This window comes from Aquirufa nivalisilvae (genome assembly GCF_003143535.1).
Classification (GTDB): Bacteria; Bacteroidota; Bacteroidia; order Cytophagales; family Spirosomataceae; genus Aquirufa; species Aquirufa nivalisilvae.
The window spans coordinates 1,791,687-1,805,992 of record NZ_CP029346.1 but is presented as its reverse complement, the minus strand read 5'-3'; the positions used below and the strand labels follow the sequence as shown (position 1 = coordinate 1,805,992).

Annotated in this window: 12 protein-coding genes; 6 read left to right on the top strand and 6 right to left on the bottom strand. The window is 35.7% G+C overall.

The genetic code is table 11. The features are described 5' to 3' along the window. Positions 1-20 precede the first annotated feature (20 nt). The 5 genes from HME7025_RS07960 to HME7025_RS07940 all read right to left on the bottom strand — a co-directional run bounded on the left by HME7025_RS07960 (position 21) and on the right by HME7025_RS07940 (position 5,173). Positions 21-1,106, bottom strand: a complete 1,086-nt coding sequence (locus HME7025_RS07960) for an efflux RND transporter periplasmic adaptor subunit (RefSeq protein WP_109323125.1) — start codon at positions 1,104-1,106, stop codon at positions 21-23. A 139-nt stretch (positions 1,107-1,245) separates the two neighbouring features. Next, positions 1,246-1,674, bottom strand: a complete 429-nt coding sequence (locus HME7025_RS07955) for a hypothetical protein (RefSeq protein WP_109323124.1) — start codon at positions 1,672-1,674, stop codon at positions 1,246-1,248. 189 nt (positions 1,675-1,863) lie between these two features. After that, positions 1,864-2,862, bottom strand: a complete 999-nt coding sequence (locus HME7025_RS07950) for a zinc-dependent alcohol dehydrogenase (protein WP_109323123.1) — start codon at positions 2,860-2,862, stop codon at positions 1,864-1,866. Then, positions 2,859-4,064 (bottom strand): MFS transporter, encoded by a 1,206-nt coding sequence (locus tag HME7025_RS07945; protein ID WP_109323122.1) that lies wholly within the window; start codon positions 4,062-4,064, stop codon positions 2,859-2,861. The genes HME7025_RS07950 and HME7025_RS07945 overlap by 4 nt, the downstream gene beginning before the upstream one ends. Beyond that, a complete protein-coding gene (locus tag HME7025_RS07940) occupies positions 4,064-5,173 on the bottom strand; it encodes an alpha/beta hydrolase family protein (RefSeq protein WP_109323121.1) in 1,110 nt (369 codons plus the stop codon). Before HME7025_RS07940 ends, HME7025_RS07945 begins: the two co-directional genes overlap by 1 nt. A gap of 217 nt (positions 5,174-5,390) precedes the next feature. Between HME7025_RS07940 and HME7025_RS07935 the strand changes: the two genes are divergently transcribed. The 4 genes from HME7025_RS07935 (at position 5,391) to HME7025_RS07920 (ending at position 10,405) form a co-directional block, all read left to right on the top strand. Then, on the top strand, positions 5,391-6,764 hold the full coding sequence (locus HME7025_RS07935) for a M20/M25/M40 family metallo-hydrolase (protein WP_109323120.1): 1,374 nt from the start codon (positions 5,391-5,393) through the stop codon (positions 6,762-6,764). A gap of 75 nt (positions 6,765-6,839) precedes the next feature. After that, entirely contained in the window at positions 6,840-7,691 is an 852-nt protein-coding gene (locus HME7025_RS07930; RefSeq protein ID WP_109323119.1) for a ThuA domain-containing protein, read from the top strand. Between the two features lie 270 nt (positions 7,692-7,961). After that, positions 7,962-9,200 carry a YaiO family outer membrane beta-barrel protein gene (locus HME7025_RS07925; protein ID WP_109323118.1) on the top strand — a complete coding sequence of 413 codons (1,239 nt, stop codon included), beginning with the start codon at positions 7,962-7,964 and terminating at the stop codon, positions 9,198-9,200. A gap of 71 nt (positions 9,201-9,271) precedes the next feature. Beyond that, a complete protein-coding gene (locus HME7025_RS07920; RefSeq protein WP_226998195.1) occupies positions 9,272-10,405 on the top strand; it encodes a hypothetical protein in 1,134 nt (377 codons plus the stop codon). Here HME7025_RS07920 and HME7025_RS07915 read toward each other — a convergent pair. Further along, positions 10,379-12,403: an LTA synthase family protein gene (locus tag HME7025_RS07915; RefSeq protein WP_161956226.1), complete on the bottom strand. Its 2,025-nt coding sequence runs from the start codon at positions 12,401-12,403 to the stop codon at positions 10,379-10,381. The genes HME7025_RS07920 and HME7025_RS07915 overlap by 27 nt on opposite strands. A gap of 185 nt (positions 12,404-12,588) precedes the next feature. On the opposite strand from HME7025_RS07915, the gene HME7025_RS07910 reads away from it, so the two are divergent. Together HME7025_RS07910 and HME7025_RS07905 are read left to right on the top strand one after the other, a co-directional pair. After that, complete coding sequence (locus tag HME7025_RS07910) at positions 12,589-12,969, top strand: iron chaperone (protein WP_109323115.1); 381 nt, start codon at positions 12,589-12,591, stop codon at positions 12,967-12,969. Positions 12,970-12,991: 22 nt separating this feature from the next. Next, complete coding sequence (locus tag HME7025_RS07905; RefSeq protein WP_109323114.1) at positions 12,992-14,176, top strand: alpha/beta hydrolase family protein; 1,185 nt, start codon at positions 12,992-12,994, stop codon at positions 14,174-14,176. The last annotated feature ends 130 nt before the right edge of the window (positions 14,177-14,306 follow it).

Sequence of the window (14,306 nt, the reverse complement as noted above, 5' to 3'; positions counted from 1 at the left end):
CTTTTCGTTTATTTGTTAGATTATTCAACGTATACCTTGAGATTCTTAATGACCATTTTAGGATCTTCATATTTATAGCTGATCTTGTCATTTTCTTTCACCTTACGAATACCCTCAAGTAGTATTTTTTCATCTCCTTTAAGTCCGTCGCTGATGACATACAAATCTGGCATTTCGGCCCCAATTGTGATTTCTCGAGAATGCACCTGGTTATTTTTATCTAACACAAAAACATATTTCTTTTCCAAGACCTCATACGTGGCTTTTTGAGGAATGATAATAGCGTTATTTAAGGGGATGTTCATCTCAATGTTACCCGTTTCCCCATGTCGTAAAAGATTTTCAGGATTAGGAAAAGTGGCTCTAAAGGCAATATTTCCTGTTTCATTATTGAAATCTGCCTCAATCGTTTTGACAATTCCAGGATGTTTGAAATGTTGATTATTTGCCATCAATAGGTTCACTTTCACCAAATTCTCCTGAGTCTTATTAGTCTTATAATTTAAATATTCAGCTTCTGGAACATTAAAATAGACCCACATTTGACTGTTGTCTGAGAGGGTTGTTAGTAAGTCACCTTCATTGATTAAACTACCTAATCTGACTTGGAAATGATCCATAATGCCAGTAAATGGAGCTTTGATTTCAGTGAATTGTAAATGGGTTTGCGCGAGCAATAATTCAGCTTTTGCCTTATTTAATTTAGCTTTAGCCAAAGCCAATTCATTCACTGATACCACATTTTTATCGCTCAACTGCTTCGTATTTTGATACTCAATAGCAGCAAAATCTGCTTCAGCTTGTGCTTTCTGCATTTCAGCATTATAAAGCATGGGCATAATTTTAAACATGATTTGCCCCTTTTTCACTAGCTGACCTTCATCGACATAAATATTTTGTAAATAACCTTTTTCTAGCGCTCTCAATTCAATATGTTGAATTGCGCGAATTTGACAAACATACTGGCGAGTAATGGATGTATCTGTCTTTAGCGTACTCGTAACAATGTATTTTGTTACTTCTTCTTTTTCTTCTTCCTTATGACTCGTGCAAGCAGTCAAATAGATGGCACAGCAGGCCACAATGAACATGATGAATTTATTCATTTCTTTTTCTAATAAAATATGTAATAATTGTTATGATAGCTTGGTATATAGATACCAAGCTTGGTTTTTAGCATGAAGCTATATTACGACTGATCTTGATCTAAAACCGCGTAAATAAATTGGAATGAAAAGGGGGTAATCAAATTAGAAAAACTTGATTCTTAATGTATAAAGGGAGTTTTGTGAATAAAGGAAGAGAATTGGTGTAATGAACCTTCCTGGCGGTTTTAAATACAGAATTTAAACCTGGTACAGTGAATGAATGAAAAGCTGAAAGATAGGATTTGTAACTTTTTTTAAATCCTGAGCAATCCTCTTCTTCTTCAATCTCAAAATCAACTAAGGGTGAGTAAGATTGATTGGTATTTACTGGATTTGCCAGCAAATGTAAATCTGAAAAAGATGTATTTTTAGAAAATAAAGATATACCCTCTTGGAAGGATATATTGGAAAAATCTAATTTATTAAAAGATTGCTTATGTGCGAAGCTAGAGGATAAAAATATACCAAAGCTGCATAGAACAGTGAAAACAAGGGCTACATGTTTGTTTTTAACTGATGAAAGCATAGAAAACGAATGGTATGTTAATTATTTGCAAATGTAATAGCAAAACGTCAAATAAACATAATTATATTTTTCGAAACGAAAATAATTCTGCTTTATTATTCTTTATGGGATTAATTAGGATGAAATCAATTGATAATCAAGCTTTAAAGCTATGATTTGATTATTGCTTGGAGTCGTTTTTACGTCGTTTTATTGATTATTAATATCCAAAACAACCTTAGTTGCTTTTCCACTTACAGCCAAAGTCATGGCATCCTCTATCCTATCCAATGGGAATCGTTCGGATATAATTTTGCCTGGATGAATTTTATTCTGAGCTATTAATTCAATGGTTTCAGCAAAATCATTGGGGTGGTCGTATATGATGGAAGGTAAAATAGAAATCCCTTCTCTAGCGATTTTTAAAGGTACAAACTGTGCTAACTCATTGGCTAGTCCAACTAAGATAATTTCAGCTCCTCTAGGTGCTGTTTCTAAGATTAAATTAGTGGCCTTGGCTACGCCTACACAATCAAAAATGGCAACAATCTCTTGATTATATAAAAATGACTCTAAGTCTTCTTTGGGCAATATTCCTGCTCCCATGACCTCCGCCATGTTTTGTTTATCTTCATTTAAATCCTTTACCCAAACTTGGTAGCCCTTGGTCAGTGCTAGTTGGCAAAGCAATAATCCAATAGCACCTAACCCGAATATCGCTATGTGTTGATTAGGGGAAGCAGAACTTACGTGTATGGCATGCACGGCAACGGCTAATGGTTCAATACAAACAGCATCTTCATTTGAGATGGAATCAGGTAATTTCCAGCAAAAATCAGCGTCTAAACAGATGTATTCAGCAAAACAACCTGGAGAATTTACGCCAATGACTTGTTTATTTGGGCATATGTTGCCTTTATCTTGTAAACAAAATCGACAAGTACCGCAGGGAATATTTGGTTCAATCACCACTCTTTGTCCTAATTGAAAACCAGTCACTTGAGAACCCATTGACTCAACCCATCCAAGTCCTTCATGACCAAGAACTGTTGGAACGGGCAACAGTCGATCGCCTAGGAATAAATGTACATCTGAACCACAAATCCCGGTTGATTTCAATCGAATCAATAGTTCATTCGCTTTTGGAATAGGTTTTTCAAGATTTTGGACCTGAATATAGTTTGGTTTTTCTAATACGGCAGCTTTCATAATTTTTGAGAAGGTAAGGTTCGAATGATCAAACCCATCACTAATAGTGGTAAAGAAAATAAAACAAATAATACGGTGTTACCCACGTGGCTATCTGATAAAATTCCGAATACTGCCGGCCCTAAAATGGCTCCAAGCCGACCAATTCCTACGGTGTAGCCCACTCCTGTAGCGCGAATGGATGTAGGATAAATACGGGATAATATCGGCCAGATACCATTAAATCCGCCTTGAGCAAATACTCCAATGAACATCACTAATATGAATATTAGCACGGTATTTAGAGGTAAAAAGGCATATAATTGCATGACCGTAAAGGCCGAGAGCATGTAAATAAAATGAGTTTTCTTCAATCCGAATTTAGAGCCTAAAGCACCAATGGAAGAAGAACCAATGGCTGCTCCGATATTGAGGGAAATTCCTACATAAGTAGCTAATTCAAAGGGCATTCCTGAATCTTTGGCAATGGTAGGAACCCAACTCATGACGGTATATAAGGTCATAAAGCCAAAAAATGCCGCTAACCAAAGTCGCCAAGTATTGGGTTTTAGTTCTTCTGTTAGGAGCACTTTAACTCCTTGCTCTTCTATTTTTTTACTTTGAAATTCCTCTGAATCTTTCATCACAAAGAATACTAAAACCGTCATCATAGCTGAAAAACAACCAGCTAGAAAGAAGGCATAATGCCATCCCTTTAAAGGAATTAAATCAGCGCAGATGAGGCCTGTTAAAATGGCTCCAATGGGCCAGCCTGCTTGAATTAAACCCACATTAAAATCTCGGTATTTGTCATTTGAATATTCTGCCGCCGTAGTGGCAATGGTAGGTAAAATCCCTCCAATGCCTAAGCCTGTTAAGAAACGCCATGCCAAAATAGGTACATAGGCTTGTGCAAATGCCACGCCAAACATCCCTAGGCTTATCATGAGCAAAGAAATCAAAAAGATTCTTCTTCTGCCGTATTTGTCGGCCAATGGTGCTAATGAAAAACATCCCAAGGTCATTCCAGCTAATCCTGCACTGAAAATATAGCCCATTTCTGTTTTAGATAGACCAAATTCTCGGATGATTTCAGAGCTAGAAAAAGACACAATTAAAACGTCTATTCCGTCATTGAAATTCATAAAAAAACATAAAGCCACCATTAAGACCTGAAATCCCGACATGGGAGCACTCGACTGTAGTTTGATTTGATCCTTCATTATTTTAAAAAACCTCCTTGTGGTTTAACTCCATTTTTAACCCAATTTCTCAATAAGTCAAATGAAGTGGCCATTTGTTGAGGAGTAAAAGCACAGTGCGCCTGTCCATTGGTATATTTTACTGTAAAATATTGATCTTTTTGTTGCTGATGCACCATGTTTTCATAATTCACTACGGCATAACTTGGAGGAATTAATTGATCATAAATAGTATGAACTAATAGTACAGGCTTATTGATATTTCCAGTACGATCATAGCGAGAAAATAATAGATTTGGGTTTTTCGTAGCTGGTAAACGTTCCGCGACTTGATTAGTCAATAAATCATCAGGAAAACCACTATAAACTGTTTGTAAGTTATCAAATGGATTACCCCCCAACCTGACAGCAATATCTCTTAATACATTTTGATTAAAGAATAGTGATCCCCCAAGGTCCTTTAATTTCAAATCAAATTTTTTGGCAAAGGCTTTAGCTAATGTGGAATCTTTTTCAATAACAGCTTTCATAATTTGGCCAATTTTTGGACCAGCTTGGGCTAAATTGACATAACCTACGGATGAGTTAATGTCGAATATATCTTTTAAGCTGGGTATGATACCTGGAAAAAGCCCATTAAAAGTTGCGTACATATCGTATTCTTTTCTGCATTGGAGATAGGGTCTGGAAGCCAGTGGACATAATGGAAGAGCACCATGGTAATTTTCACCAAAGTTTTCCATCATTCCTAGGGTAATTCCCCCTCCCATGGAATGCCCTACCATAAAAGTAGAATCAGGTTTTCCCACGTTTTTGACAAAAGCTTGTCGTAACTCCTCTGTGGCATCAATGCCTTCAGGTAATACGAAGCCTACCTCAGGATAATCGGAAGCCGCAATGGCAAAACCGCGATCAAGAAATACTTGTAAACGTTTTTCTAATCCAACATTGGATTCTTGAGGTTTTTGACCTTGAAATTGGTATCCATGGGCATACATGACCAATTTTTTATTCCAATTTTGGGGGATTAAGATTTGGTAAGTTCCTCCAAGTAAAGTTCCAACATCTTTTTTTTCAATTTGACCAAAGAGTGAAAAACTGGCCAATGCAAATAGAATTACATACTTCATGCTGAGTAGGATTAGGTATTTATTGGGTTTTGTCCATTTTTGAATTTCTAATTTACCATTTTTTCCTACGAATATTTATATCCTTATTCCTAAAAATAAACGAATGAGGTTCTTTGGGGATATCCATGCCCATTTTTGCAAATTGTGGAATCATGGATACAGGTCAATTTATTCCTAATTGTTTTTTAGATTTATCATTCAATAAACGAATTCATCTATGCGCAAACTACTTATTTTACTCTTAACTGTTCCTTATTTTGCTACAGCTCAATCTTCTCAAGATAGCTTGAACATTAAGAAAATGGCCGATGAAATCATGAGGAATGGGAAAGCCTATGATTTATTGAGAGAATTAACCAAACAAATTGGAGGTCGTTTAGCGGGATCACCCCAGCAACAAAATGCTGCCATTTGGGGGAAAAGAAATTTAGAAGCTTTTCAGGCAGATAAAGTATATTTCCAAGCTGTAAAAACCCCTAATTGGAAGCGAGGTGGAAATGATTTTGCGGCTATTTCTGCCATCAATGGAAAAGCTCAATTGCGTCCAATGAAAGCACTTGCATTAGGAAATTCATTAGGATCAAATGGTTTAATTGAAGCGGAAGTTATAGTTTTTGCAAGTTTCGATGAAATGGAAAAACGGAAAGATGATATCAAAGGTAAAGTAGTTTACTTTCATAGTGTTTTTGACCCAACTAAATTCCAGACTTTTAGAGCCTATGCTGAATCAGGCGTATTTCGTCGGGTTGGCCCTAGTCGTGCCGCTAAATATGGAGCTGTGGGTGTCATGATTCATTCCTTAAGTACAGCTACCGACAATGAGCCTCATACTGGTAGCATGGTCTACGATGAGGCTTATCCTAAAATACCAGCACTAGCTTTAGGGCCAGAAGATGCCAAGGAATTGTATGAATTAAGTAAAAAATTGACGGTTCGAGTTCAGTTACAGACTTATGGATTCTTCCTGCCTGATGCTGATGAAAACAATGTAGTAGCAGAATTAAAGGGCTCTGAATTTCCAGAGGAAATTATTACCGTTGGTGGTCATTTGGATAGTTGGGATATAAATGAGGGAGCCCACGATGATGGTGCGGGTATTGTGCAAACCATGGAAATTCTTAGGACAATGAAAGCCATTAACTATCGACCGAAACGGACGATTCGTTTTGTTTTATTTGCCAATGAAGAGAATGGTATGCGAGGAGGAAATGAATATGCCAATCAAGCAAAAATGAATCAAGAGAAACACATTTATGCTTTGGAAAGTGACGAAGGTGGATTTACGCCAAGATCCATTGGAATTAGCTGCTCCAAAGAACAGTGGAAGAAATTTCAAGCATGGTCTCCCCTGTTTAAGCCATTTGGAGGTGAACTGACTTTGGGAGGAACAGGTGCTGATATTGGGCCTTTGGTTAAAGTGAATCCAGCCATCGTTTTATCGGGATTGATACCTGATAGTCAACGGTATTTTGATTTGCACCATGCCAAAACTGATGTATTTGAGAATGTGAATAAAAGGGAATTGCTTTTAGGAGCTGTTAATATGGCCGCTATTATTTATTTGATTGACCAACATGGTACGAATCCTTAAATTTTAAACGGATCAATTTTGAGTAAAAATGAAGTGCATTTAGGTTTTAGATGTAGTTTATTGAAATAAAACAATATGAAAGAGTCTGTCTATCATCGCCTGTTGTTGCTCGCCTTCATTTTTAGTTTCAGCCTTTCTCCTGTTTGGGCTCAAAAAAATCAATTGAAGAACAGTCGGGTTTTAGTTTATACAAAGAACGGTGTAGGCTATGTGCATGATAATATCCCTTCTGCGGTAGCTTGTATACAAGAGCTAGGTGCAGAAAATAAATTTACAGTGGATGTATCTGATGATCCAGCGGTCTTTTCAGAGGCAAATTTGAAAAAGTACACATTACTCATTTTTACAAGTACCAACAATGATGTATTTGCTACGGATGAACAGCGTGTCGCATTTAGGCGCTATATAGAAGCTGGAGGAGGTTTTGTAGGAGTACATTCCGTGACGGGTACAGAAAGAAAATGGGCGTGGTTTAAAATGATGGTTGGTGAAACATTTACTTGGCATGCTAATTTCCAACAATTTTCATTAATTAATATTGATCCTAAGCATCCTGCAATGGAGGGAATTCCAAGTGTATGGACTAAAGAAGATGAGTGTTATTTTGGAAGAGAAATGTACCCTGGTATCCGTGTTTTGATGATGCATGATGTAACCACTTTGGATAAAAAGCAATCGGATCTAATTCTTAAAAATGCAGGAACTTTTGGAGATTATTTTCCGGCTGTTTGGTACCAGAATTTCCAAGGAGGACATGTGTGGGTAACTACCTTAGGTCATGCAAAAGCGGATTACCAGAATCCCTTATATAGAAAACATCTTTTACAAGGGATTAAGTTTATTGCCAATCAACAGCAAGGAATTAATTATAGCAAAGCATTTTCCACAGGGAAAGACGATAAATTAATGGTAAATGATAAGTTGTAAATGGGGAATTGTTAATTGTAAATGGTGAATGGTTAATTGTGAATGGTTAATTGTGAATGGTTAATTGTGAATGGTTAATTGTGAATGGTTAATTGTAAATGGGAAATGTTTGAATGACGATGGCCATTTTATGAATATGTACTCGTTCACTCAGGATAGTAAGTACTTTCTAAACCCTAATCCCTAATAACTAATCCCTAATACCTAACAATTTATACCTAGTTTATTTCTTTTTTCTTTAATTTTATAGAAATACAAATTCGTTCCTGTATGTCTATAAAACTATCAATTTCCTTGTTTTTTATATTTCTTTTGGGCTCGCAAATTTCTATTGCCCAAAATTCAGATGATTTATTTAGTCAAGCAAGGACGGCGGCATTTGATCATAAACAATATACTTTGGCGAAGCAATTGGCCAAAGCTGCTATATTAAAATCTCCTGATTATCTTGAAATTCGCATTTTCCTAGGCAGAATTTACACATGGGAAAAGCAAGCTGATAGTGCTAGACTTGAATTTGATAAGATTATCAAGTTAAATCCTCAAGTGGAAGATGTTTATATCGCATATTCCAATCTTGAGTTTTGGAATAATGATACGGAAAAAGCGCTTACTATATGTAATCAAGGGATGAGTTTATTCCAAAATTCTGTCGACTTAGCCATTCTAAAGGCGAAATTTCTGAATGATTTAAAAAAATGGTCAGAAGCAGATCAAGTAATCTCAGAAGTATTGACTAAGCATCCTAATCAAACCGAGGCTCGTGCTTTAGCAACGCGAATTCGTGAAAATAGTGCAACCAACAGAATTGGGGTTAATTACACTTTTGTGTCCTTTGATAAGCAATTTGCAGATCCTTGGCATTTGACAAGTTTTGATTACAGTAGACAAACTTCTTTTGGTTCAATTATTGGAAGAATCAATTATGCTAATCGATTTAATGGTAATGGGGTTCAATATGAAGTGGATGCCTACCCTCGTTTGTCAAATACCTTTATGGCTTATATAAGTGGAGGTTATTCTCCTAACTTAGGCGTTTTCCCTCAAACTAGAGCTGGTTTTTCACTTTATGCCAATTTACCCAAAAGCATGGAAGCCGAAGCTGGTTTTCGCTATTTACAGTTTGGAGATAATACCTGGATTTATACCGCATCTTTGGGGAAATATGTCAAATCATTTTGGTTTAATTTAAGAACTTATCTCACCCCATCTTCTGGACAAGTAGGTCAATCATTTACATTGACCACTCGGTATTACGTTGGTGGAACCGATGATTTTTTGAGCCTAGGCCTAAGTACCGGACTCTCACCTGATGATCAAAGGAATATTGTTTTAATCAATGCTTCTTCCTATAAATTACAATCTAATGGATTGACCTTGGCTTACCGACGATCCATTAATTCATTTCATATCATCAATTTAAAAGCTAGTTGGACAAATCAAGAATACCAGAGAGATACAAGAGGTAATTCCATTGAATTGGGTGTTGGATACATTCGTAGATTTTAGATATAATGAAGCAAAGATTTAAAAATAAATTTTTTTGGATCATTAGCCTGATTTGGCTAATTCCTTTAATAATGTTTTTATTTTGGTTTTTTACGCCTTCCACCAAATGGGTGGCTGCAATTGTCGATAAATCGGTTTTAACACCAGCAGGTGATGAACATATTTCGTTTACCTGGTTATTGAATCAAAAAAGGTTGACAAAAACGAATGCTGATCGATATCAGATTGATCATGATTATTTTGGTTTTTTCCCAAAAGACAATGATAAATTTAGAATTAAGGGACTAGAAAGATTTTCTTCTAGCCAATTGCGTCAATTAAGTGAGGATGCAGATATGGCGTATTTTACAGACACTTATGGCATTTATAAACAAGAATGGTATCATAAAAATGTAGGAGAAACAGTTGGTTTTGGAATGCTATATGGTGGATTAAGTAAGCAGGACTTAGATTTTCTTCAACTTATGAAGGAAAAGAAAAAGTTAATTATCACAGAATTTAATACCATTGGCTCTCCAACCACTAAAGAGAATCGAGAGAAATTTGAATCGATGTTTGGAATGCGGTGGACTGGATGGACTGCGCGTTTTTTTGATAACCTAGATACCAGCGTGAATTTGGAATTGCCGCATTGGATGATTAAGAATTACAATGCTTCCCATCAAGTCAAATGGAACTTTAAAAAATCAGGGATTGCATTTGTCAATGAAGAAGGAGGACAAGTTATTGTTCTAGAAGATCAGAATCATTTAATAAATCCAATTCCCTTTATTCGAAGTAGTGAATTGGGGCAAGTGAAATTTGGTTTACCAAATGAAATAAAATATCCATTTTGGTTTGATGTGATTGTTCCAGATACTAGGATTAATGTTGTTTTATCTGAATTTTCTCTAAAAACGAACGCTACTGGTTTGGCAGAATTAAAACGTAATGGTATTCCATCAACCTTTCCTGCGGTGATCATGGCCAAATCTGGATATTCTCCATTTTTCTATTTTTCAGGGGATTTTTGTGATAACCCCATCCACATGTCAGCTTCCTATTTTAAGGGGATTGATGCATTTAAATTCTTGTTTTACAATGATAGAGACCCAATGGAAAGGAATAGCTTTTTTTGGGAGTTTTATCGCCCTTTGATGAATCAGATTCTGGATGATGCCATCAATAAACCCAAAGCATCAATTAATTCCGTATCGGCTAATTAGTGAATCAGGAACAATTTTCACACCCCTAATTACCTGAGAATTTTTCTTCTTGAATTGATTAAAAGCCTGCTTTAATTGATTCAGTTTTATATCATCACTTATTGGGCTTTCTTCCATGTTTTCAGTGATTTTAAAGAGGCTATTTCCATTGATATGATAGTCGTTCATGACAAAGTCAACCAAAGTTGATTTATTTTGCATGAGTGGATAATGATGGATATTCCTAAATGTTTTGACAGTATCAAGCCCATCTCCTATCCAGCTATTACCTGCTTTAGGGAGTTTTATATTGATTTGTTTTTCTAAGGTGGCTAATAAACTTGGCGCTATATCAAAATGAGTTGAAACGGAAGCAAATTGAGCGGTTCGCTTTAACATGGGTGAATAAATTAATAGTGGGACATGGTAGCGATCTATTTTGGTACTCATGGGTATTTCTGGTAATCGATGATCTCCCGTTATGATGAAAATAGTATTGGCAAAGTCAGCTCGTTTGGAATAGGTCTGGATAAACTTTTTTAATGATTCATCTGCATACATAATACTCGAAAACTGGTTCAAGAAATTGTTGTATTCCGCTTGTTTATTCTCATCAAGTCCTATTTGTTTCATCCTAGATTTCGCCATTTGGATGTATTTATCCTGATTCCTAATTAAAAATGGATCATGTGTAGCTACCGTCAAGATGACATTTAGTTCAGGTTTTTTTAAGGTAGATTTACTTCTATTCTCAAAGTATAATTGATATAATTGATCGTCGGAATAGCCCCAAGTGAAATTTTGTGCCGTAGCAGGTAATTTGGTGTATCCAGCTGGAAATGATTTTTCTTCTATGATTTGATCGACATGATTGTTGTCCAAATAGGATTTCATTCCATCAAATTCCGTTTTCCCTCCATAGTAGAATGAAGTTTGATACCCATTTCTTTTTAAAATAGTATATAACGAAAGATGTTTTGGAATATCATTTCCCATTTCCAAAATGCCATTTTTACCAAAGGGCATAGATCCCATTAATGCTGGAAGTACAGCGAATGTTCTACCTCCTGCACTTAGTATATTTTTCCAATACAAGCTTTTTCCTGCAAGGGAATCAACAAATGGCGTAAAATTTCCTAAATATGCTCCATCATTAGTAAATGCCCTCCCCAATCCTTCTACAAGTAGAATGACGATATTAGGTTGTTTTTTTAAGGTTTGAAAGAAAGGAGATAATACATCTGGAGCTACATTACTGTGATAAAATGGATATTGATTTTCAAAAGGATATTCCATTTTAGCTACCGTTGAAGCTATCCCATCAAAATCTCCAATATAAGCATCAGAGTAAATATCTATTTCTTCATTGGAGTTTAAAAAATACTCTGAACTTGATGATAAGAAGAAAGCGGTTTTGTTTTTGATTAAGTTGTTTTCATATTCAGTTGGCATGTTAAACCCAATGGAATACAAAGGAGTAAAATAGAGGAATATAGATGCCAAGGGAAAACCAATAGCCATGAATGGTCTAAGTTGTAGCTTGTTTAACAGATACCTAGTAACAACAAAAAGCAAGGCTAATAATCCAAAAAATAGTAATAAGATAATGATGTTTAAACCAGAAGTAGATCCAATAATTTGCAATATATCAGTCAAAGAATAGCTAAATAAGTCAGAACCTAATGGAACAAGTGCCGTATTGAAATAATCCATTAAGGCTAATTGTATGGCAAAAAATACCATTAGGAAAGTTTGACTAATGATGATGGCTAATTTTTGAGAAAAATAGGAAACAACTAAGAAGATAAAGAATAAACCGAAAAGATCAGATATCCAAAAAATGAGATCATTTGCAAAGGCAAATATAATTACTTGAAATATCTGGGAAGGGTATTGTCTATTGATACTATTAATGACGATTTCCAAAATACTTAAGAAGAACATTGAAAATAACCAAACTAGAGCTAAGCGACTAAATAATTGACAAAGCAACAAAATATTGGCTCTTTGACCTTTCATGTTTTTGAAAAAGGAATTCATAGTCGAGATGCTTATTTTTAACCACTTGGTTAATGGTTTGAATATATCATAGTGTTAAGTAAATATAAATCACGAGCTTCATTAAGCTTTCATTTTTAGAAGATAATTATCTCAATGGGATAGATATATTTTATTTTTTCTTTACATTTTGGAAAAAATATATCATGGATAAAACTGCATATCAATCCATTGACCATTACATAGAATCTCAAGATGTTGATAAACACGATCGCCTACAAGTGATTCGGAAGATCATGCAACAATTAATCCCCGAGTCTGTTGAAGTGATTTCTTACCATATGCCTGCATTCAAATGGAAAGGGAAGATTGTAGCTTATTTTGGAGCATTTAAGGACCATATTAGCTTGTTTCCTCATGCTAGTTGCATTGAAGCCTTTCAGGATCAATCCAAAAATTATGTCATGTCCAAAGGCACCATCCAATTTCCCATGAACAAGGAATTGCCACAAGGGCTAATTCGAGAAATGATACAATTTCGAATTCAAGAGATGGAGCTTCAAATCAAAATGAAAAAATCAAAATAGTTATTTAAACCTATTATATACAATGAAAATTAATCGTAGACATTTTATTCAATCTGCCGGACTTAGTCTGGGAGCAGCTAGCCTATCGTCATTTACTTGGGCTTTGGGAGATGAACCAGAGCTTTGTCGAGGAGGCTATTTTACAGAAGCCGAAGGGAAAGCATTTTTAGAACAACATATACCTGCTAATCTTAAAGCATGGAATAAGCGTTCAGAACAAATTATTAAGCAGATCAAAACGGGAATGGAGTTGAACAAAATGCCAGCAGCGCCAAAATCCACGCCAATAATACATAGTAGAAAGGAATACAATGGATATACCATTGAAAATGTAGCCTTTGAAAGTATTCCTGGTTTTTATGTAACTGGTAACCTATATCGTCCAGCTGAGTTAGTTTCGGGTAAAAGCTATCCTGGAATTTTATGTACACATGGACATGATGGTGCAGCAGAAGGAAGATTTAGGGAACAAACTCAAAGGAGATGTGCTACGCTTGCCCGTATGGGTGCCATTGTATTTGCATATGATATGCTTGGATATGGTGATTCTCAACAATGCACACATAATATCAAGAAGTCACTCAAGCTACAGACAATCAATGGTACAAGGGCCTTGGATTTTTTGATGAATTTACCTCAAGTAGATTCTGAACGTATAGGTATGACAGGTGAATCCGGTGGAGGCACTCAGACTTTTTTATTAGCTGCTTTAGATAAGCGAATTAAAGTAGCTGTACCATGCGTGATGGTTTCTGCTCATTTCTTTGGAGGATGTAATTGTGAAAGTGGAATGCCCATTCACAAAAAAGGAGAATATCAAACCAATAATGTGGAAATAGCCTCTCTTACTGCTCCTAGACCCATGCTGTTGATTTCAGACGGGGCAGATTGGACAAAGAACACTCCGAACGTGGAGTATCCCTTTATCAAACATATTTATTCTTTATTTCAAAAGGAGACTTTAGTAGAAAATGTACACTTAGCCAAAGATGTGCACGATTACGGAGTGAATAAGCGATTGGCCTTATATCCTTTTTTAGCTAAGCACTTAGGTTTGGATATGAGCCTCATCTTAAATAAAAAAGGGGAAGTGGATGAAAATAAATCGGTCATTTTAACGAATCAAGAACTTCGTGTTTTCAATGCCCAGCATCCTATTCCATCCAATGCCCTGCAAGGAGATGATGCGGTGATGGCGATGTTGTAGAATGAAGAATGTAGAATGAAGAATGTAGAATGAAGAATGTAGAATGTAGAATGTAGAATGTAGAATGTAGAATGTAGAATGTAGAATGTAGAATAACGGGTAATTTAGGTCTTTCTTTTCCATGTATGAT

Coding starts and splice junctions, on each gene's coding strand:
- HME7025_RS07940 (WP_109323121.1), bottom strand. CDS start 5,173: ATGAAGTATGTAATTCTATTTGCATTGGCCAGTTTTTCACTCTTTGGT.
- HME7025_RS07910 (WP_109323115.1), top strand. CDS start 12,589: ATGGATAAAACTGCATATCAATCCATTGACCATTACATAGAATCTCAA.
- HME7025_RS07935 (WP_109323120.1), top strand. CDS start 5,391: ATGCGCAAACTACTTATTTTACTCTTAACTGTTCCTTATTTTGCTACA.
- HME7025_RS07925 (WP_109323118.1), top strand. CDS start 7,962: ATGTCTATAAAACTATCAATTTCCTTGTTTTTTATATTTCTTTTGGGC.
- HME7025_RS07960 (WP_109323125.1), bottom strand. CDS start 1,106: ATGAATAAATTCATCATGTTCATTGTGGCCTGCTGTGCCATCTATTTG.
- HME7025_RS07945 (WP_109323122.1), bottom strand. CDS start 4,064: ATGAAGGATCAAATCAAACTACAGTCGAGTGCTCCCATGTCGGGATTT.
- HME7025_RS07920 (WP_226998195.1), top strand. CDS start 9,272: ATGTTTTTATTTTGGTTTTTTACGCCTTCCACCAAATGGGTGGCTGCA.
- HME7025_RS07950 (WP_109323123.1), bottom strand. CDS start 2,862: ATGAAAGCTGCCGTATTAGAAAAACCAAACTATATTCAGGTCCAAAAT.
- HME7025_RS07905 (WP_109323114.1), top strand. CDS start 12,992: ATGAAAATTAATCGTAGACATTTTATTCAATCTGCCGGACTTAGTCTG.
- HME7025_RS07930 (WP_109323119.1), top strand. CDS start 6,840: ATGAAAGAGTCTGTCTATCATCGCCTGTTGTTGCTCGCCTTCATTTTT.
- HME7025_RS07955 (WP_109323124.1), bottom strand. CDS start 1,674: ATGCTTTCATCAGTTAAAAACAAACATGTAGCCCTTGTTTTCACTGTT.
- HME7025_RS07915 (WP_161956226.1), bottom strand. CDS start 12,403: ATGAAAGGTCAAAGAGCCAATATTTTGTTGCTTTGTCAATTATTTAGT.